18 protein-coding genes are annotated in these 19,144 nt (G+C 32.4%); 11 read left to right on the forward strand and 7 right to left on the reverse strand.

All coding sequences use genetic code 11. From position 1 onward, the window contains the following. Window positions 1-17: 17 nt before the first annotated feature. Entirely contained in the window at window positions 18-257 is a 240-nt protein-coding gene (locus NNH57_RS07480; protein ID WP_074409322.1) for a CDGSH iron-sulfur domain-containing protein, read from the forward strand. A 66-nt stretch (window positions 258-323) separates the two neighbouring features. On the opposite strand, the gene NNH57_RS07485 is transcribed toward NNH57_RS07480, so the two are convergent. From NNH57_RS07485 to NNH57_RS07500, 4 genes are all read right to left on the reverse strand, one after another. Continuing rightward, entirely contained in the window at window positions 324-1,646 is a 1,323-nt protein-coding gene (locus tag NNH57_RS07485) for a serine hydrolase domain-containing protein (RefSeq protein WP_074409323.1), read from the reverse strand. Window positions 1,647-1,860: 214 nt separating this feature from the next. Continuing rightward, on the reverse strand, window positions 1,861-2,745 hold the full coding sequence (locus NNH57_RS07490) for a TlpA family protein disulfide reductase (protein ID WP_074409324.1): 885 nt from the start codon (window positions 2,743-2,745) through the stop codon (window positions 1,861-1,863). A 3-nt stretch (window positions 2,746-2,748) separates the two neighbouring features. Further along, on the reverse strand, window positions 2,749-3,186 hold the full coding sequence (locus NNH57_RS07495) for a MotA/TolQ/ExbB proton channel family protein (RefSeq protein WP_108809354.1): 438 nt from the start codon (window positions 3,184-3,186) through the stop codon (window positions 2,749-2,751). Window positions 3,187-3,209: 23 nt separating this feature from the next. Beyond that, window positions 3,210-4,649, reverse strand: coding sequence for an alpha/beta hydrolase family protein (locus NNH57_RS07500; RefSeq protein ID WP_108809353.1), 1,440 nt, complete (start codon window positions 4,647-4,649; stop codon window positions 3,210-3,212). Window positions 4,650-4,865: 216 nt separating this feature from the next. Between NNH57_RS07500 and NNH57_RS07505 the strand changes: the two genes are divergently transcribed. Beyond that, window positions 4,866-5,936 (forward strand): sensor histidine kinase, encoded by a 1,071-nt coding sequence (locus NNH57_RS07505; protein WP_108809352.1) that lies wholly within the window; start codon window positions 4,866-4,868, stop codon window positions 5,934-5,936. Beyond that, window positions 5,933-6,643 (forward strand): LytR/AlgR family response regulator transcription factor, encoded by a 711-nt coding sequence (locus tag NNH57_RS07510; RefSeq protein ID WP_108809351.1) that lies wholly within the window; start codon window positions 5,933-5,935, stop codon window positions 6,641-6,643. The genes NNH57_RS07505 and NNH57_RS07510 overlap by 4 nt, the downstream gene beginning before the upstream one ends. A gap of 105 nt (window positions 6,644-6,748) precedes the next feature. Here NNH57_RS07510 and lpdA read toward each other — a convergent pair whose 3' ends face one another. Further along, window positions 6,749-8,155, reverse strand: coding sequence for a dihydrolipoyl dehydrogenase (lpdA, locus tag NNH57_RS07515; RefSeq protein ID WP_074409329.1), 1,407 nt, complete (start codon window positions 8,153-8,155; stop codon window positions 6,749-6,751). A gap of 251 nt (window positions 8,156-8,406) precedes the next feature. Between lpdA and NNH57_RS07520 the strand changes: the two genes are divergently transcribed. The 6 genes from NNH57_RS07520 (at window position 8,407) to NNH57_RS07545 (ending at window position 14,028) form a co-directional block, all read left to right on the forward strand. Beyond that, on the forward strand, window positions 8,407-9,963 hold the full coding sequence (locus NNH57_RS07520; protein ID WP_108809350.1) for a hypothetical protein: 1,557 nt from the start codon (window positions 8,407-8,409) through the stop codon (window positions 9,961-9,963). Window positions 9,964-10,105: 142 nt separating this feature from the next. Further along, the gene (locus NNH57_RS07525; RefSeq protein ID WP_108809349.1) at window positions 10,106-11,560 is read left to right on the forward strand and encodes a hypothetical protein; all 1,455 of its coding nucleotides are present in this window, start codon (window positions 10,106-10,108) and stop codon (window positions 11,558-11,560) included. 193 nt (window positions 11,561-11,753) lie between these two features. Next, the gene (locus NNH57_RS07530; protein ID WP_108809348.1) at window positions 11,754-12,302 is read left to right on the forward strand and encodes a GNAT family N-acetyltransferase; all 549 of its coding nucleotides are present in this window, start codon (window positions 11,754-11,756) and stop codon (window positions 12,300-12,302) included. A gap of 16 nt (window positions 12,303-12,318) precedes the next feature. After that, window positions 12,319-12,852 carry a Cif family virulence factor gene (locus tag NNH57_RS07535; RefSeq protein WP_108809347.1) on the forward strand — a complete coding sequence of 178 codons (534 nt, stop codon included), beginning with the start codon at window positions 12,319-12,321 and terminating at the stop codon, window positions 12,850-12,852. Window positions 12,853-12,904: 52 nt separating this feature from the next. After that, window positions 12,905-13,420, forward strand: a complete 516-nt coding sequence (gene lspA, locus NNH57_RS07540) for a signal peptidase II (protein ID WP_074409334.1) — start codon at window positions 12,905-12,907, stop codon at window positions 13,418-13,420. 2 nt (window positions 13,421-13,422) lie between these two features. Then, window positions 13,423-14,028, forward strand: a complete 606-nt coding sequence (locus NNH57_RS07545) for a carboxymuconolactone decarboxylase family protein (RefSeq protein WP_108809346.1) — start codon at window positions 13,423-13,425, stop codon at window positions 14,026-14,028. On the opposite strand, the gene NNH57_RS07550 is transcribed toward NNH57_RS07545, so the two are convergent. Beyond that, window positions 14,019-14,723, reverse strand: coding sequence for a hypothetical protein (locus NNH57_RS07550; RefSeq protein WP_132065738.1), 705 nt, complete (start codon window positions 14,721-14,723; stop codon window positions 14,019-14,021). The two genes, NNH57_RS07545 and NNH57_RS07550, sit on opposite strands and share 10 nt — an antisense overlap. Before the next feature lie 220 nt (window positions 14,724-14,943). Beyond that, on the reverse strand, window positions 14,944-16,218 hold the full coding sequence (gene glyA / locus NNH57_RS07555) for a serine hydroxymethyltransferase (RefSeq protein WP_074409337.1): 1,275 nt from the start codon (window positions 16,216-16,218) through the stop codon (window positions 14,944-14,946). A 344-nt stretch (window positions 16,219-16,562) separates the two neighbouring features. On the opposite strand from glyA, the gene fahA reads away from it, so the two are divergent. Both fahA and NNH57_RS07565 read left to right on the forward strand, forming a co-directional pair. Continuing rightward, on the forward strand, window positions 16,563-17,843 hold the full coding sequence (fahA, locus tag NNH57_RS07560; RefSeq protein WP_074409338.1) for a fumarylacetoacetase: 1,281 nt from the start codon (window positions 16,563-16,565) through the stop codon (window positions 17,841-17,843). 106 nt (window positions 17,844-17,949) lie between these two features. Continuing rightward, on the forward strand, window positions 17,950-19,137 hold the full coding sequence (locus NNH57_RS07565) for a hypothetical protein (protein ID WP_108809344.1): 1,188 nt from the start codon (window positions 17,950-17,952) through the stop codon (window positions 19,135-19,137). Window positions 19,138-19,144: the final 7 nt, after the last annotated feature.

Here is a 19,144-nt window from a genome sequence, read left to right on the forward strand (position 1 = left end):
ATACAAAAATCAAGCTTATGAAAAATAACATTAGAGGTGGTAATGCACCAATCGCATGCCAATTAGAGGTTGATAAAAACTATGCTTGGTGTTCTTGTGGTCATAGTATAGATCAACCGTTTTGCAATGGGAATCATAAAAAAACAGGAGGTTCTCCTCCCATCATTTTTTCTGTAGAAGAAACAAGAGAGGTTTATTTATGTACTTGTAAACAGACCAACAATCCTCCGTATTGTGATGGATCACACGACAACTAAACAAAAAACCTGTATACATACTATCATGATACAGGTTTTTATAATTAACCAAATTTTTGAAATTCTCTATTCTCTTATAAACTCTGATCGTTTATTTCTAAAATCTAAAATCATTTTATTCTGATTAGGCAAGAATTCCATTTTTACTTCATATGGCTCAGATCTAAATTTATCCTTATCATAAGCTTCCAGGGAAAAAGTAGGTCCGTTTTTTGCATGTACAATCAACGCAGCATCTTCATTGGTGATTTTAATTTCAAAAGGGAAAGTATCTCCTTTATAAACCCCTAAATATGTATCAAGCTCTTCGGTTTTTAATAGTAATGCAGGTTTAAACTCAGGAAGTTTATTATCTATTCCAAAATAAATTTTCAAAGCCGCAAGTATGCAACTTTTGGGCGACATTACAGCTCCGTTAGCAATATAAGTAACTGCTAATTTCTCTTCTGGTATGTAAATCGATAACGATTGAAACCCATCTATGCCTCCATTATGCCCGTATATTTGTTTACCATGCAATACGTTATCGTCTAATCCCATTCCCATTCCGGTTGATGTATCTGTCATTTGATTTAAAGACGTATCTGAAACCAGTTTTCCTGAAAACAAGCTTTCATAAAAAGCATTTAATTCTGAAGCTGTTGATACTATGGCTCCAGCTCCCATTGGGCCACTCATATCGGTATGGTTTTTTATTAATTTCCATTCAGAATCCTCTTCAAAATAAGGTAAAGCTTCATTATTTTTAGGATTTATCTTTTTACCATATTCTGTTCTTTGCAGTTTAAGAGGTTTTATGATTCTTGACTCCAAAATTTTAGAAAAGGATTTGTGTTCGATATTCTCTGCTATATAAGAAAGTAAAATAAAATTCGTGTTCGAGTATTTTGTTTCTTCTCCAGGTTCAAAGACAGTTCCGTTTTTAATAAAACGTTCTAACATCTGTTCTCTGCTTTTTGGGGTTATTATCCATGATGCAAAGTTTTCTTGCTCTGTAATATTAAACAAACCACTTTGATGTCTTAGCAAATTATCGATCGTTATTTTTTTGGCATTAGGGATGTTAGGAAAATACGTATCCAAAGTTGTATCAAAACTTAGTTTTCCTTCTTCAACAAGTTTTGCAATTATAGTCGCTGTAAATGTTTTTGTAATCGAACCTATTCTATATTTTGTTTTCTTATTATTTTTGGTTGTGTTGGCGATATCAGAATAGCCTATAGATTTATGATAAATTTCTTTTCCTTCTTTAAAAATAGAAAAACTCCCCATTCCTTTATTATTGGTTTCAATCAACATAAACAAACTATCTAATTTCGCTTTGTTAAACGTTTGAGCGTTGCTACCGTAGCTTACTAAAAAAGCTATCATTATTATCTTTTTAATCATGATATTTTAAGTTTTAAATTTGTTGAATTAGGCAATAAAGAGTCCTGTATAGCATATTTAAAATCAGATGTTTCTTGATTTTAAATGGGCTAAGATCAACAGGTTTTATGTTTTTATTTATTGATTTTGATGAGGTAGTATTCTAAAAAAATCCACTACCTAGGGCTAAAATTGATATATAGTACTGTACCGTTTTTTGTTTTTGAATGAATGATTATAATTTATTTTTACCCTTTAACACTACTTTGGCGTATTCTAAGTCATTGCTTTGTTTAAAAACCCCTTCAGGGTTAACAATGCAATGAAAAGGAATTGTAGAAAAATAAAATTTCTGCATTGTTTCGAAATCATGACCATTGGTGTTCAATTGGATTCCTTTTGGATTTTTATTGGTTATATATTTTTCCCATCGTTTTGTATCTCGATCTATTGAAATATCAATGAATATAATATTCTCATCCTCTTTAAATTCATTTTTCATTTGTTCGAGTATAGGTTTTTCTGCTATACAGGGAGGGCACCAGGTCGCCCAAAAAGTTATATACAATGTTTTTCCTTTGTAATTATTTAAAGAAGCTAAATTTCCTTCTGAATCAATATATTCTATATCTGGTAGATAATTATCTGAGTTTGTATTAAAGTCCCATACCGTCTGAGCATGTACTAAGTCTCCGTCCTGTGTTATTTTAAATCCTTTTTGCAATAATATCAAAGGTTGAGAAAGTAAAAAATAAGTAAACACAAAAAACAAAATAAAGATAGAAGATACTCTATACACTTTTTTCACTTCCTTTCTTGAAGCAATCAATGACAAAACTCCAATGATTATCAGTACTATTATAAAAGGGAAATACAAAAACCTAAATGGCTTAAAAATCAAAAGTGGCAAAAACAGAAAAGGAAGATACTGTACAGAAGTATTCTTATTTATCGTTCCACTTACATAAAACCCTAATATGCATATCAAAATAGGTATCCATTTTAGTAATGCCGAATTATAAATAGGGAATACTTTAAGAAATAGAAAAAACAACGCAAATAATAGTATTGAGAAAGAAAGAATTCCCAAAAGAATTTTAAAAATAGATTTCTTGATCATAACTTACTCTTTTTCTTTAGTTATCCATGTAAAAACAATTGTAGCAATTCTTGAAACTATAAAAACAAAAAAACCAAAGACTGCAGGAAGTGCAGATACTTTTAATCCACTTGCAAAAACATGAGTAGAGATTTCATCTATTATTTCTACTTTATCAAACATTCCTACAATACCTATTAATTGCCCTAATAGCCCCCATACCAATGTTAAAAGTCCTATAGAATTGATTAGGTTTATGTATTTTTCTGAAGGAATACCTTTTTGTATAACTACCCATATGTTTTTTATAATGATAAGCAATACGATCAGAAACATAATAACTATCGGTATCATAAAAAACATTCCTCCCTCTTCTATTCTATCACCTAGGGTTGTAAAGATTGATGAAGTTCCGTTTTGTAAAACAAATAGCTTTACAATATTGAGCATTAAATTGACCATGCTATAAAATCGATTTTAAAAAGTTATTTTTTGATAATTTCTATTTCTGAATACTCTTTTTTGGTAAAAGTTCCTTTCATTTCTAATGGTTGTTGTTTAACATATTTATTAAAAAAAGTAAGAATCAATTGATTAGTAATATAAGACATTCTATCTGGATCGATTTCTCCTGTTTCTGTAAGTGAATGGATTTTTGACCAATACCCCAGATCTCCAAAATTAGCATGCCCTGTCGACTTTATCGTAACCAAATAGTAATCATTTTTTGCCACTTGATCGTATACATAGAAGTTTGGAGTAAAGAATTTATCATAATTTCTATCGGCATGCATTACCAAGAGTGGTGCTTTCAGCGTGGTATCGATTACTCTTCCAAATTGCGCTCCGTCCATATTAATTACTCCTTTAATCTTTTTATTTACCGATGCATTTTGCACTACTGCTGCCCCACCCCATGAATGTCCCAATAATCCAACTTGATCCATATTCAATTTTTGATATAAAAAGCTACTCGAATCCTCGCTTAATACAGCCAATTGATCTATAACAAATGAAATATCATCCGACCATCTATCAAGGCTTTCAAAATATGGTAAATATTGTATGAGTTCATAGGCTGCCTTATTGCCACGCTTACCTTTTGCATGGAGCGCTAAATCCATCTTTTTACGTACAAAACCAAAATCTACCTCTGTATTCATGTCGTCAATATTTTTTTGACTCCATTTGATTCGTTTTCCTTGGTATTCTGAAAGAAAAGATTCATATGTATGATGTATCCCAAAAACCACATATCCCTGACTTACAATTTCCTCAATAATCGAAGTATACATTTTACTATTCCATAATAACCCATGAGATAAAATGATAATAGGCAACTGTTTATTTTTTATGATTGGAAGTGACTTTTGGGCGTGAGTCTTTGTAAGATCAAAATGTGTAGCAATGATAGAAGGCATACCTTTACTTTCTACAAAAGCCTCTGCATATCCATGATCCATATACCGTATCGGTTTTGTAATTTCACGGTCAGAAGGATAGTATACATCTATTGTTAACTTTCTATAATCTCCCTTTTCTTTTGTAAGTGTTTCTTCTCGTGTTTTATCTTCAAGATATAATGACGTTAATCCCACCGAAAAAGCACCAGATGGTTCTGGAAACTTAATCACAGGCATTATGATGCAAAGAACAATACTAAGTAAAGTAATACTCAATCCTAAACTAACTAACAAAACCTTTACTATTTTTTTAATGTTGGAGACATAGTATAATACTATACTTATCAAAAGTGCGATATAACCTAAATACATCTGCCATCGAACTCCTTCTACTAACCAGTGAAGTACAAAAAAAACAATGCTAATATAAAAAAGCCATTTTTTGGTCTTCACATATTGTGTAAAAGAACAGATTAAAAAACCTATTAATGAAAGAAATAAAAAAAGTTCTAAGATTCGCATTGATTCTGTTATGGTTTATTTTGAATCAAAACTAACCCCATTAGATTTACATTATTGGGTATTTGCGACCAACTACCAAATTAGCTTTGCTTATACCTTAAATAGTACCAAAAATGTGGTAAACCTGTAAAAAACCATATCAATTTGGCTTTTTACCTCGTTAACAATGCTGTTTAAAAAAATATATTGATATTACACTCTATTTTTGTTTAGCTAATGATTTCTAAAGAGTTTGTATTAAAAATAATTGTAGAATTATTACTTCATATCATCTTTTGGATTGTAGTATTGGTTTGCTATACCTATTTCTTTGGACATAATACAGATAACATAAATTATGTTTTTTCTTTTTCGTTATTCTTAATGCCGGTAACAATTGGGACTACCTACACTATAATTAACCATCTCATTCCAAAATATCTATTAAAAGAGAAATATTTACTTTTCTTATTATACTGCATATATACTATCATTATTTCTGCTTTTTTTATTACTATTTCGTTTTTTTACGGGTTGATTTTTTTATCATCCCTAAAATTAGAAGGAATGGCTCCTATGACCAGAAGTCCCTTTTTTCTGTTTATTGCGGTATATTTTGTAGTCTTTGTTGCCAGTGCTTTTAGTTTGGTACGACATAATTATAAATCAAACTCAGCAAACCGAGAACTACAACATAAAGTCTTAGAGGCTCAGCTTAAACTTAAAGAGCAAGAATTACATTATCTCAAAATGCAAATTCATCCTCATTTTTTATTCAATACGTTAAACACGATGTATGGATTTGCACTAAAAAAGTCTGAAGAGACTCCAGAAATGATCTTAAGGCTTTCGAATCTATTAGACTATCTCTTATATCAGGTAGATAAACCTCTGGTACCATTAAAACAAGAATTAGATCATATCAAAGACTATGTTACCTTAGAAAAAATGCGATTTAATGATACACTAGATGTAATTATGGATTTTGAAAATGTAAACGATTCTATTCATATTGCTCCTATGCTGTTAATTCCGTTTGTAGAAAATAGTTTTAAGCATGGTCAAATAAGGAATAAAAAACTCTCTATTTATATGAAACTAACCCATATAGATAACGTAGTACATTTTTGTATAAAAAATTCAATTTATAGTTCGTCTGAAAATGACCCGGATGGTATTGGTTTATCTAACATCAAAAAAAGGCTTTCCTCATTGTATGCAGATAATCATGAGTTACTAATTTCTATAGATGAGCAGTGGCATAGTGTCGAATTAAATCTAAACACTTCTAAAACAAAAAATCTATGAGCACCAAAATATCCTGTATCATAGTAGATGATGAGCCTACGGCAAGAGAGATTATCACATCTCACCTGTCAAAAATTGATCGTATTGAGGTTATAGCAACATGTAGTAACGCTCTAGAAGCGTTTAATTGTATTAATACCCAAAAAGTAGATCTTATTTTTCTAGATATAAATATGCCTGAGATTTCGGGAATCTCTTTTGCGAAATCTATTAATAAGGATATCAAAATTATATTTACTACTGCTTATCGTGAATATGCTATTGATGGTTTCGATCTTCATGCAGTAGATTATTTATTAAAACCTATCGCTTATGAACGATTACTAAATGCCATACATAATTATTTTGAAGTCTATCATAAGACAGAATTATCAAAAACTATCGAAACCAGCTCGAATGAATTTATTTTTGTTCGATCAGATCGAAGAATGAAAAAAGTTGATTTTTCCGAAATTATTTATATCGAAAGTTATAGCGATTATGTAAAAATCCATTGCTCATCTAATACTATTGTTACTAGAGAAACAATAAGTACAATCGAATCCAAATTACCACAGCAATATTTTATGCGAACCCATCGATCTTATATTATTGCTATTTCGAGGATAGATTCTTTTTCTAATGAAGAGATTATAGTTGGTAAAAAGTCTATCCCTATTAGCAGAAATTACAAAGCTGAAGTATTGTCGAGATTAGAGAACATGTAAGTATGAGTCTTACCTAACAATTCTAAGCCTGTTGAAGATTATAAAAACTTCAACAGGCTTAGTTTTACACTAATATATTATGCTTTTTACTACTTCTTAATTTGATTAAGAATGTAACGCTCTATTATCTGTAGCTGCAAGTGCTGCTTCTTTTACTGCTTCCGCAAAAGTTGGGTGCGCATGAGACATACGAGAAATATCTTCGGCAGATGCTCTAAACTCCATTGCAGTAACTGCTTCGGCAATAAGATCTGCGCAACGTGCTCCAATCATATGAACGCCCAATACCTCATCTGTAACTTCGTCTGCAAGTATTTTTACAAAACCATCAAGATCGCCACTAGCACGTGATCTACCAAGTGCTCTAAAAGAAAATTGCCCTGATTTATATTTGATACCAGCTTCTTTTAATTCTTCTTCAGTTTTACCCACCGCAGCTACTTCTGGCCAGGTATATACTACTCCTGGGATCAGATTATAATCAATATGTGGTTTCTGTCCTGCTAGCGTTTCAGCAACAAAAACTCCTTCTTCTTCAGCTTTATGTGCTAACATAGCTCCTTTTATCACATCACCTATCGCGTAGATATTAGAAGCACTCGTTTGTAAATGGTCATTAACCTCAACTTGTCCTCTGTCATTAAGTTTTACTCCTGCGGCTTCTGCATTTAATCCATCTGTATATGGTCTTCTTCCTACAGATACCAAGCAGTAATCTCCTTTAAACTCTACCGGATTTCCTTTTTTATCATCTGCAGTTACCGTTACTTCATCTCCAGAAACCGATACTCCTGTTACCTTATGAGAGGTATAAATTTTGGATTTCTGTTTTTTCATTACTTTCTGTAATTCTCTAGATAGCGCTTTATCCATTCCGGGAATAATTCGATCCATATATTCTATTACAGAAACTTCTGCTCCCAAACGGCGATATACTTGCCCTAATTCTAGTCCAATTACTCCACCTCCAATAATAATTAGGTGTTTTGGTACTTCTTTTAGTTTAAGTGCTTCTGTAGATGTAATTACTCTCTTTTTATCAATTTCGATAAATGGTAATGTTGATGGTTTAGAACCAGTAGCAATTATCGTATTTTTAGCTTCGATTGTTTCTACAGTCCCATCTGTTTTTGTAATATTAATATGCGTAGTATCTTTAAATGATCCTACACCTTCAAAAACATCAATCTTATTTTTTTTCATCAAAAAACTAACTCCGTCACAAGTCTGATCTACCACAGTTTGCTTACGGGCAATCATCTTTTCTAGATTGATCTTTACATCACCAGGAATCTCGATCCCATGATCTGCAAAATGCTTTACAGCATGCTCATAATGGTGAGAAGAATCTAACAATGCCTTACTGGGTATACACCCTACATTAAGACAAGTTCCTCCAAGTGTTGAATATTTTTCGATTATTGCGGTTTTCATTCCCAGTTGTGCGCATCGAATAGCGGCCACATATCCACCAGGTCCAGAGCCAATTACGGCTACATCATATGTACTCATAATAGATTATTATGTTGTGCGTGTTAATTATGAACAACAAATGTACAAATGTTTTGCTTCTTACAGAAGCACTGATCTTGTCAAATTTTCATTATAAAGCAATATTAGGGCAATCAAAAAGTTATACTTTAATTCATAGTAAAGAATGAATTAATGAAAGAATGAGATCATGAAGCCATCAAAAAACAAAAATCTTTGCTAATTTGCAGCTTCGATACTTTATTTACTCTTAATGACCTTTTGATATAATTATGCGATATCTATCAACTCTTTTTTTGCTTGCTGTACTAGTTTTATGGAGCTCCTGCCGTAATGATTTTGAGTCAAATCCTAGTATAGGAAATTTAAATTTCTCGACAGATACCTTATTTCTAGATACCGTTTTTACCAATATAGGTTCCAGTACATATAGTTTTAAAGTATATAACCATACCAGCGACGATTTTACCATTCCTGCAATTGCGCTAGAGCGTGGTGAAAATTCTAACTACAGGCTTAATGTTGATGGTATTCCCGGAAAATCCTTCGAGAATATTCAGGTCTTAGCCAAGGATAGTATTTTTGTTTTTGTAGAAACAACAACAGATATCACTAATCAAACAGCAGATGCAGAGTTTTTATATACAGATCGAGTGTTATTTGATACAGGAGGAAATCAACAGGATGTTGATCTGGTAACTCTAATAAAAGATGCCGTATTTTTGTTCCCTTCTCGAGATGCCATGACAGGCGAAACAGAAACGTTATTACTCGGTCTGGATAATGAAAATAATGAAATTAGAATTGAAGGCTTCTTTCTAGAAGATGATCAACTCAACTTCACCAACGAAAAACCTTATATCGTTTATGGATATGCTGCTATACCTAGCGGAAAAACACTTACTATAGATGCAGGTGCAAGAATACACTTCCATACTAATTCTGGGATTATAGCTGCAAACGGTGCTACTCTTATTGTAAACGGTGAACTAAGTACAGATCCAGAGCTTCTTGAAAACGAAGTGATTTTTGAAAGTGATCGCTTAGAACCTGGTTTTAGTGATATCCCGGGGCAATGGGGAACTATCTGGCTTACTGCAGGAAGCACAGGTCACTCTATAAATCATGCAACCATAAAAAATGCAACAGTAGGAATACTAATGGACTCTAATGACGGAGGCTCAGATCCGACGCTTACGATTAAAAACACCCAGATCTATAATAGTTCTAATGTAGGACTTCTGGCACGTACAGGTAATGTACTGGGAGAAAATCTGGTAATTAATAATGCCGGGCAAGTATCTCTTAACTGTTCACTAGGCGGTACCTATAATTTTAACCACTGTACATTTGCAAATTATTCTAGTATCGGAACTGGGTTTAGAGAGCTTCCAACAGTATTGATTGATAACAATTTACGAGTAAATGAAACCGATGTTGTTGTCGCAGATTTACTTGAAGCTAATTTTACAAACTGTATTATCTACGGAAATCAGGATCTAGAATTAATATTCAGTAAAATTGATGGCACAGCATTCAATTATAATTTCAAGAACTGTTTAATTAGGTTTAATGATTCTGGTGACCAGTTTACTGGCAATCCTTTATACGATTTTACCAATACTTCTTTGTATGAAAATATTCTTTTAAATGAAGAACCCGATTTTAAAACTCCGCTTGAAAACATGCTTAGTATTGGTGAAAATTCTGCCGCTAATGGTAAAGCTTCTACTCCCACCTCGGGAACCGATATTTTAGGAACCCTTCGCAGTACTACTGCTCCCGATATAGGTGCATACGAAAGTACAGCCTTTGAAATAGAAAATTGATTTATATTATCATTCTTCATTAGTACCTTTTAGTATCTTACATACAGAGATACTAAAAACCGTATTTTTACTTATAGGAAACAATTACGATAAAGGTTAGATTTGATATAATAACCATATTACTAACTAATCTTTTACACAAATGAAAACTAAATTTGCCAACCTAGCAAGTTCTTTATTAGTGGCTTGTCTTGTAATCTTCGTTATTGTTATTTCTTGTAAAACAGACAAAAAAGACAAAAAAGAAAAGACAGAGCAACAACCTGTTGCTTATGAAAATGTAGAAGAAAAAAGTAACGATTGTAATTGCGAACCTGCATGGTTTCCTCACGCTCAAACACCTCCTCCAGAAGAAGGTAAAGGAAGTCCGTTTGATACTACCAGTACAACAAATTGTATTTTTCAACAATGGTCCTGGCAAAAATTCTTATGGTTAACCAAACCAGATAATGGAACAACTGTTTTTGAAAATAAGTTAATACAGGTTAGTGATTTAATGATTCCTGTAGAACCTCAATCAGGATTATCTTTAGTTCTTAAAGATATAGAACAAGCCGGTTCTGATGGAGTCTTAAAAACCAATTCTCAATTTAATTCGAGCATAAGTAAATCTGATACGGTTTACTATTCGATTCATATTGACGATACCTTAAAAGTTGCTGCCGATCATTTTAAAACTGCTATCCTGGATGGATCCATTCCTCATAATAATACCGAAACATTTCCTATTGGATCATTAGAGTTAAAAGTTTCGTGGGTAAAAACCAGTGCAATACCTACAGGTAAGCTTTCGTCATATTACCAAACCAAAGCAGCCATTTATGAAAATGGTACATATGTTACCAGTGATGTTGCTTTACTAGGAATGCATGTCGTTGGGGTTGTCATAAATCATCCAGAATTTATTTGGGCAACTTTTGAGCATAATGATATGGCACCTTACTATGATTGGAATACCAATACAGTATCTTCTCCCGATGAAAAATTATTATTTGGGAAAGGAAGTACTTCTTCTTTAGATGCAATTACTTGGGATACTATTACAAAAGAGCCTAAAGAGCCTAATAAAGCTTTTACGCTTTTCGAATTTGGTGTTCCTAGAACACAGGGCAACGGTTTTATGGAAACCAGTCAAAAAGAACCAAAAAATTATGACAACATTACAACGATCAATTCCTGTGTTTCTTCAAAACTTAAGGATGTATGGAAAAACTATTTTTATAACGGAGGGATTTGGATCGATACCGATGGGCTATCTCCACAAAAACAAGCAGATACCATCCAAAAATTAGCCGGTAATATATCTCATGCTACAAAAGGATCTATCGCAAGAGGGTCTCTAAATCTTTCTAACCTTACTATGGAAACCTATACACAGACTTTTCAAAATGATGTACATGATATCAATGTAAATAACTTGGTCAATTGCTTTGTTTGCCATAACTCAGAGAATTTTAACGAAGACAAAGCTAAATCACCATTATACTTAAGTCATATATTTAATGCTTTTCTGCAACATGGAGCAGGAAAAACACATGATGAAATCAATGCATTAAAAATCAAAGAATTTAACGACCAGTTTATAAAAAAAGAGTAATTCTCATATTCAATTCCATTAAAACTGCTCGTATTTTATCATAGGCAAATACGAGCAGTTTTCTATTTCACCACATATCGAACTCCATTCATCCCAAGATTTTTCGAAACTTAAACAATAAAGCCAACAAATCATTACATTTGAATACGTTTATAAAAACGAAAACTTATAATCTATTTTTCAGTTTATTACAATGAATTCATACATTTTTACCTCTCAACGATTAGGTTTCCGTAATTGGACCCTCGATGACTTAGAAACATTAGCCGAAATCAATACTGATGATGATGTGATGGAGTTTTTTCCGTTTAAGCCATCAAAAGAAGATACCAAAGCATTTATTATAAGAATGCAGGAAATGTACACAGAAAAAGGGTTTTGTTATTTTGCTGTTGATTTGCTGGATAATGCAGAACTTATAGGGTTTATAGGTTTATGTGAACAAACTTATTTAGAAAAACTAAACCCCTTTGTCGATATCGGTTGGCGACTCAAAAAAAGTATCTGGAACAAAGGATATGCTACCGAAGGCGCCAAAGCTTGTTTAGATTTTGGTTTTAATACTATTGGATTAGACAAAATTTACTCTGTAGCACCAGCAATTAACATAAAATCAGAATTAATTATGAAAAAGATCGGGATGCAACAAATCGAAACCTTTGAACACCCTAAATTATTAGATAATGAGCGATTGAAATGCTGTGTGTTATATGAGAGAGAAAAAGGATACATACTAGAATAATTAAAAAACAATTACTATGTCAAAATTTAAAATTATAGCCATAGCATTAATTACTTTTCTATGTTTTACACGAATAGCTATAGCTCAAGAAGATGCGGTACATAAAAAAATCAATGCAGACATGTATGGTAATTTCTCTAAAGCATTTGAGACTTTAGATTATGACTTATTTGCTTCTATACATAGCAAAGAAATGATTCGAATTTCGGGAAATGGTGGTGAAATTAAAAAAGCAAGTGCCTATTTAAAAGGGTATAAAAAACGATGGAGCGTTCCTTCCAAAAAACCTGCTCCGATTGATTTTAGGTTATTTGAAAGAATCTACTCTGATTCCCTGGTTTCTGACAGAGGAATTTACAGAGTTACTTATATCGACGACACTAATCAAACAAAACACTCCTATGGTCAGTTTCATGTTGTATTAAAGATGGAAGATAAAAACTGGAAAATATGGATCGATTATGATTCTGATGAAAATAAAAGTATTAATAAGGATAATTATGATGCTGCTTTTTCTATTTCTGAATATAAAAAATACTGGAAACACTAAGATAGTCTGAAGTTTCTATTACATTTGAAAAACACTTACTGCAATTGTACACATGAAGATTACAAGAAAAATAAGAATCATACTCATTCTCTCTCTGGTCTTACTAAATATAAGTTGTGATCAGATTTCAAAGAATGTTGTTCGGCAAACGATCGAACCTTATGAGCGTATAGAAGTTTTTAAGGATAGTTTTGTATTGACTAAAGTAGAAAACACTGGTGCAGCCTATAGCTTGGGATCAGATTTGGCTCCGATCTTAAAAATACTTTTATTACAAATTCTTCCAATACTAGTGTTGTTACTATTATTAAGACAGATACTGATTAAGACAAATTATTCTAGAGAAACAATCATAGGTTTTGCTTTTATTATCGGTGGCGGAATCGGAAACCTTTTTGATCGCATTGTATATGGATCGGTAACTGATTTTTTGATTTTAGATTTAGGAATCATAAAAACCGAAATATTTAACCTTGCCGATGTTTCAATTTTTTTAGGTTCAATTTTAGTTTTAATTACTACTTTTTTTAATAAAAAAGGAACTATTTTTAAAGAAAAAATTCAATAACAATGAGTTGGATTAAAGAAATATCATATACCGATGCAACGGGTCAATTAAAAAAAATCTATAACCGTATTAAAGGTCCAGATAATAATGTAGATAATGTATTGTCTATACACAGTTTACGACCACATACTCTGGTAGGCCATATGGGCTTATATAAAAATGTATTACACAACTCTAATAATACATTACCCAAATGGTACTTAGAGACTCTTGGTGTATATGTAAGTAGCCTCAATCAATGTAGCTATTGTGTAGATCATCACTCGGTTGGATTAAAACGACTATTGAATGATGATACCAGGTTTAAGGAAATTTTGTCCTGTTTATCCAAAGATGAATTGCAAAATCATTTTAAGTATCAATATTTGGCAGGCCTTCAATACGCTAAGAAGTTAACATTATCACATCATACTATTACCGAATCAGATATTCATAACCTTAGGGATCAAAACTTATCTGATGGTGAGATCCTGGAGATCAATCAGGTAGTAAGCTATTTTAATTATGTAAATAGAACTGTAGTTGGTTTAGGAGTTAATACTGATGGAGATATTATTGGACTTTCACCCAATGATAGTGATGACGCCAAGAACTGGAGTCATTCCTGAATATTGTTACCTGTTTTAAGATCATTAGAATTGATAGTAGTATAATGTTTCCATTTCTTTTGAAATATAGAATCATTGTCGATATATCGTTTTCCTGATTCATAATAAATAAACTCATCTCTTCCTGTTAACTCAGAATCATTAGATATTTTGCTATAAAAATTAGCATACTCTTCTTTTTCTTTCTGTAATGTGTTACGAAGGGAAATATAAACATTTGACTCTGGATGAGACTTTTTCCAGATATCATATTCTGTTGCATTTGAAACATACCTAATAGTATGCAATAAACTATCCTTAATTTTTATATCCATACCGTCTGTATAATATATTCTTTTGTTTGCATAGTCTATATTTTTCATATAAAACCGACTCTTATTGTATGACAAAATCCCATATTCACCAACGGGAGTAAGTCCATGTACTTTTCTTACTACAATAAAACCAAAATCTTTATCCGAAATTCTTTTTATTAGCAATATAGCCTTATACACAGGATGATTATGTATTGTATCCCGAAAAAAAGCATATCCATCTACAAGATCATAACGTCCTTCTATACTTGGGGTCTCAATACTATTTATGGTATCTTCCTTTTTTTCAGCACGTTCAACCTCCTGTTGTAAGTTTTCTTTTTTTACATTTTCTTCAGCTGGTTTGGGCGTTAAATTACTACAACCTGATAATGTAAGCACTAAATAGAATAAAATTTGGATATGGCGTATATACATGATAATTCGGTAAGTAAAAGTTTTATAATAACAATATAAGCAAAAAGTGCACTGTCATATAGTATGGCAGTGCACTTTCTTTTACTATTATATTTAAATCAAACTGGTTTAAATTTTTATGATTTTGCAGAGTATTGCAGTTTCAAGTGAATTGAAAAAATCTAAAAACCAATTTAATAAAGTTTTATCCTATAAACAAAGGCTTATCTGCCATCATCGCATTTACATCATCTGCGATAGCATGCAGTTTTTCTTCGCTTTCAACATTTTGGATTACCTGATCGATCAATTCAACAATGGCTACCATATCATTTTCTCTCAATCCACGAGTAGTAACTGCTGCTACACCAATACGAATTCCCGATGTTACAAATGGGGATTTATCATCAAACGGTACCATATTTTTATTTACAGTAATTTCTGCAACACCCAATGCTTCTTCTGCCTGTTTACCTGTTACTCCTTTATTTCGTAAATCGATAAGCATCATATGATTATCGGTACCACCAGAAATAACCTCATACCCTTTCTTTACAAATGCCTCAGCCATAACCGCTGCATTTTTCTTCACCTGTACGATATAATGTAAAAACTCATCTGTTAGTGCTTCTCCAAATGCGATTGCTTTTGCGGCAATAATATGCTCTAATGGTCCTCCCTGATTACCAGGAAATACCGCACTGTCAAATAATGAGGACATCATTCGTTTTTTTCCGCTTTTTAAGGTGATTCCGAAAGGATTTTCAAAATCTTCTCCCATCAAAATAAGACCACCGCGTGGTCCTCGTAGTGTTTTATGGGTTGTCGTAGTCACTACATGGCAATGTGGTACAGGATCCGAGATTACTCCTTTTGCAATTAACCCTGCAGGATGAGCAATATCTGCAAAAAGAATTGCTCCTACACTATCTGCTATCTCTCTAAATCTTTTATAATCAATCTCTCTTGAATAAGCAGATGCTCCTGCAATAATCAACTGCGGTTTTTCTGCTGTAGCGATTTCCTGAATTTTATCATAATTTAACCTTCCGGTCTCCTTCTCTACTCCGTAAAAAACAGGAGTATATAACTTACCAGAGAAGTTAACTGGTGAACCATGAGTTAAATGTCCTCCATGAGAAAGATCGAAACCTAATATTTTATCACCTGGTTTAAGACATGCATGATATACCGCTGTATTAGCTTGTGAACCAGAATGAGGTTGTACATTAGCATATGCAGCACCAAACAATTCTTTAGCTCTATCAATAGCAATCTGTTCTATAACGTCTACTACGGCACATCCACCATAATAACGTTTACCAGGATATCCTTCGGCATATTTATTGGTTAGTACAGACCCGGCAGCTTCCATTACTTGTTCACTCACAAAGTTTTCTGAAGCAATAAGTTCTAATCCGTTGATTTGACGTTCTTTTTCGTCCTGAATTAAATCAAAAATTTGTTCGTCGCGTTGCATGAATTCATTATTTATTAGTAAAGGCGTAAAAATAGGAAATCCATTCTTTAAATCGACCTAAATAGTCCCTAATAAATAAGAACGTCTTGTTCTTTTTCTGAATTCATGTTTCCTGCCATACATCACTGATAATTTTGCATTAATACTTATCAAATATTACGAAGTAAAACGTTTCTGGGTTTCAAAAAAACTAAACAAATAAGTAATCTCATCTTGGTATTCTACTATTAATAACATATCTTATCATTATTTTAAATTATTTTTCACATAATTAAAAACTTTTAACCATTCGAAAATTATATATTTGATCATAAAAATTACCAACAACATTTAAAAGAACAATAATGCCCATAACTGCAAATTATCCAGACAGAAAGACATGGATTGAAACATTTCCTAATACGGATTTTCCTATACAAAATATTCCTTTTGGCGTATTTCTTACCCGAGATGATATTATTACTATAGGAACCAGAATTGGTGATACTGCTATTGACCTTGGAGCACTTCATCAACTTGGTTATTTTGAAGGAATCCCATTAACAGATGATATTTTTTTACAGGATTCTTTAAATGATTTTATTTCTGATGGAAAAAAGACATGGAGATTGGTTCGAAATAGAATTGCTGAAATTTTTGATGCCAAAAATAATTCCTTAAAAAATAATGAAAAGCATAGACAAGAGGTTTTATTCTCTCTAGATGAAATCGAAATGCAGCTACCCGTTAGCATTGGGGATTATACTGATTTCTATAGCAGTATTGAGCATGCAACTAACGTAGGAAAAATGTTTAGAGATCCCGAAAACGCTTTGCTTCCTAATTGGTTACACATGCCTGTTGGATATCACGGTCGTAGTAGTTCGGTTATTCCTTCTGGTATTCCTGTACATCGCCCGCAAGGTCAAAAACTAACCAATGGTGCTAAGGATCCTATTTTTGGTCCTTCGAGATTAGTTGATTTTGAGCTTGAAATGGCTTTTATCACTACCGATGCTAATCAATTAGGAGAACCAATACCTATCGAAGAGGCAGAAGATTATATATTCGGGATGGTATTGTTTAATGATTGGAGTGCCAGAGATATTCAAAAATGGGAATATGTTCCTCTAGGTCCATTTTTAGGTAAAAACTTTGCTTCATCTATATCTCCGTGGATAGTAACTCTTGATGCTTTAGAACCCTATAGAACAGATGGGCCTAAACCAATAAAAAAACAACTACCTTATCTTCAATATAAAGGAAAGAAAAGTTTTGACATTAACTTAGAAGTTGCTATTCAACCAGAAAAAGCAGTAGAAACTGTTGTGTCTAAAAGTAATTTTAAGCATATGTACTGGACAATGGCACAACAACTTACTCATCATACAGTAAATGGATGTCCCGTTAATTCTGGGGATCTTATGGGTAGTGGAACATTATCTGGACCAACACCAGATTCGTATGGGTCAATGTTAGAATTAAGCTGGCGTGGAGAAAAACCTCTACAACTTAATGAAGGAGGTAGTCGTAAATTTATTGATGATAATGATACCGTGATTATGAGAGGGTATTGCGAAAAAGGCGGAGTTCGAATTGGATTTGGCGAAGTCTCTACTAAACTACTTCCTGTGTTTAAAAAATAAAGAAGTTACAACCATTATATAACCTCGGAAAAATAGTTTTCGAGGTTTTTTTATTATCTTTTGGCATCAAAGTTGTTTTCAATACCCAAATCAAAATATTATTGATATGAAAAAACTACTACTCCTACTACTTACAACTACAATTATTTTTTCATGTAGCAGTGTTAAAAAAACCGAAAAGGCACTTAACACCGGAAATTATGATCAAGCTATAAATATTGCTTTAAACAAGCTTAGGACAAACAAAGGAAAAAAAGGAAAACAACCTATTATCCTTATGCTGGAACAAGCATATGCAAAAGCTCTAGATCGAGACAATAATGCCATTGCATATCTAGAAAAAGAAGGAAATCCTGCAAACCTTGAACGTATTTATAATACATACTTATCCCTAAAGAATAGACAAGAACGTATAAAACCATTGTTACCACTATATCTTGTTGAAGAAGGTCGTAACGCTAACTTTATACTACACAACTATGATCAAAAGATTATAAATACAAAAGATAAACTTTCTCAATACTTATTTAATAATGCCAAAACTTTATTGACATCTGCCAAAAGAAAAGCAGATTATAGAGCGGTATACGAAGATTTGAACTACCTAGACAAAATTACTCCCAACTACAAAAATACGCGAGAAATGATTGATGAAGCTCATCAAAAAGGGACTGATTTTGTAAAAGTAACCATGAAGAATAGAACCAATGTTATTATTCCTAAGAGATTAGAAAGCGACTTACTTAATTTTGGCACATATGGCCTTAATGATCTATGGACAGTATATCACAGCCAACCTCAAAAGTCTATCCCATATGATTATGCTATGGAAGTAGAATTAAGAGAAATTAATATATCTCCAGAACAAGTTAAGGAGCGTCAATTACAAAAAGAAAAGTTGATTAAAGATGGTTGGGAATATCTACTGGATGAAAATGATGAAATCGTGGTTGATGATAAAGGTGAAAAAGTGAAAGTAGACAGAATGGTAAAAGTACATTGTGAGTATTATGAATTTACCCAGTTTAAAGCTACGAATGTAGTAGGTAATGTTCAATACCGAGACTTAAGAACAAGACAACTCCTAGATGCTTTTCCTATTGCAAGTGAATACGTTTTTCAGCATATTTATGCAAACTACAATGGTGATAAACGAGCTTTGGAAAGTGGTTTATTAGGATATTTGGGTGTAAAATCTGTGCCATTTCCTTCTAATGAGCAAATGGTGTATGATTCTGGAGAAGATTTAAAAAATAAATTAAAGAATATTATTACTAATTATCGTTTTAAATAATACATTA

The sequence above is a fragment of the Aquimarina spinulae genome, assembly GCF_943373825.1.
In the GTDB taxonomy this organism is placed as follows: domain Bacteria; phylum Bacteroidota; class Bacteroidia; order Flavobacteriales; family Flavobacteriaceae; genus Aquimarina; species Aquimarina spinulae.

Excerpts from the sequence above, each read along its gene's own strand:
- NNH57_RS07480 (WP_074409322.1), top strand. The coding sequence starts at position 18 with ATGAAAAATAACATTAGAGGTGGTAATGCACCAATCGCATGCCAATTA.
- NNH57_RS07485 (WP_074409323.1), bottom strand. The coding sequence starts at position 1,646 with ATGATTAAAAAGATAATAATGATAGCTTTTTTAGTAAGCTACGGTAGC.
- NNH57_RS07490 (WP_074409324.1), bottom strand. The coding sequence starts at position 2,745 with ATGATCAAGAAATCTATTTTTAAAATTCTTTTGGGAATTCTTTCTTTC.
- NNH57_RS07495 (WP_108809354.1), bottom strand. The coding sequence starts at position 3,186 with ATGGTCAATTTAATGCTCAATATTGTAAAGCTATTTGTTTTACAAAAC.
- NNH57_RS07500 (WP_108809353.1), bottom strand. The coding sequence starts at position 4,649 with ATGCGAATCTTAGAACTTTTTTTATTTCTTTCATTAATAGGTTTTTTA.
- NNH57_RS07505 (WP_108809352.1), top strand. The coding sequence starts at position 4,866 with ATGATTTCTAAAGAGTTTGTATTAAAAATAATTGTAGAATTATTACTT.
- NNH57_RS07510 (WP_108809351.1), top strand. The coding sequence starts at position 5,933 with ATGAGCACCAAAATATCCTGTATCATAGTAGATGATGAGCCTACGGCA.
- lpdA (WP_074409329.1), bottom strand. The coding sequence starts at position 8,155 with ATGAGTACATATGATGTAGCCGTAATTGGCTCTGGACCTGGTGGATAT.
- NNH57_RS07520 (WP_108809350.1), top strand. The coding sequence starts at position 8,407 with ATGCGATATCTATCAACTCTTTTTTTGCTTGCTGTACTAGTTTTATGG.
- NNH57_RS07525 (WP_108809349.1), top strand. The coding sequence starts at position 10,106 with ATGAAAACTAAATTTGCCAACCTAGCAAGTTCTTTATTAGTGGCTTGT.
- NNH57_RS07530 (WP_108809348.1), top strand. The coding sequence starts at position 11,754 with ATGAATTCATACATTTTTACCTCTCAACGATTAGGTTTCCGTAATTGG.
- NNH57_RS07535 (WP_108809347.1), top strand. The coding sequence starts at position 12,319 with ATGTCAAAATTTAAAATTATAGCCATAGCATTAATTACTTTTCTATGT.
- lspA (WP_074409334.1), top strand. The coding sequence starts at position 12,905 with ATGAAGATTACAAGAAAAATAAGAATCATACTCATTCTCTCTCTGGTC.
- NNH57_RS07545 (WP_108809346.1), top strand. The coding sequence starts at position 13,423 with ATGAGTTGGATTAAAGAAATATCATATACCGATGCAACGGGTCAATTA.
- glyA (WP_074409337.1), bottom strand. The coding sequence starts at position 16,218 with ATGCAACGCGACGAACAAATTTTTGATTTAATTCAGGACGAAAAAGAA.
- fahA (WP_074409338.1), top strand. The coding sequence starts at position 16,563 with ATGCCCATAACTGCAAATTATCCAGACAGAAAGACATGGATTGAAACA.
- NNH57_RS07565 (WP_108809344.1), top strand. The coding sequence starts at position 17,950 with ATGAAAAAACTACTACTCCTACTACTTACAACTACAATTATTTTTTCA.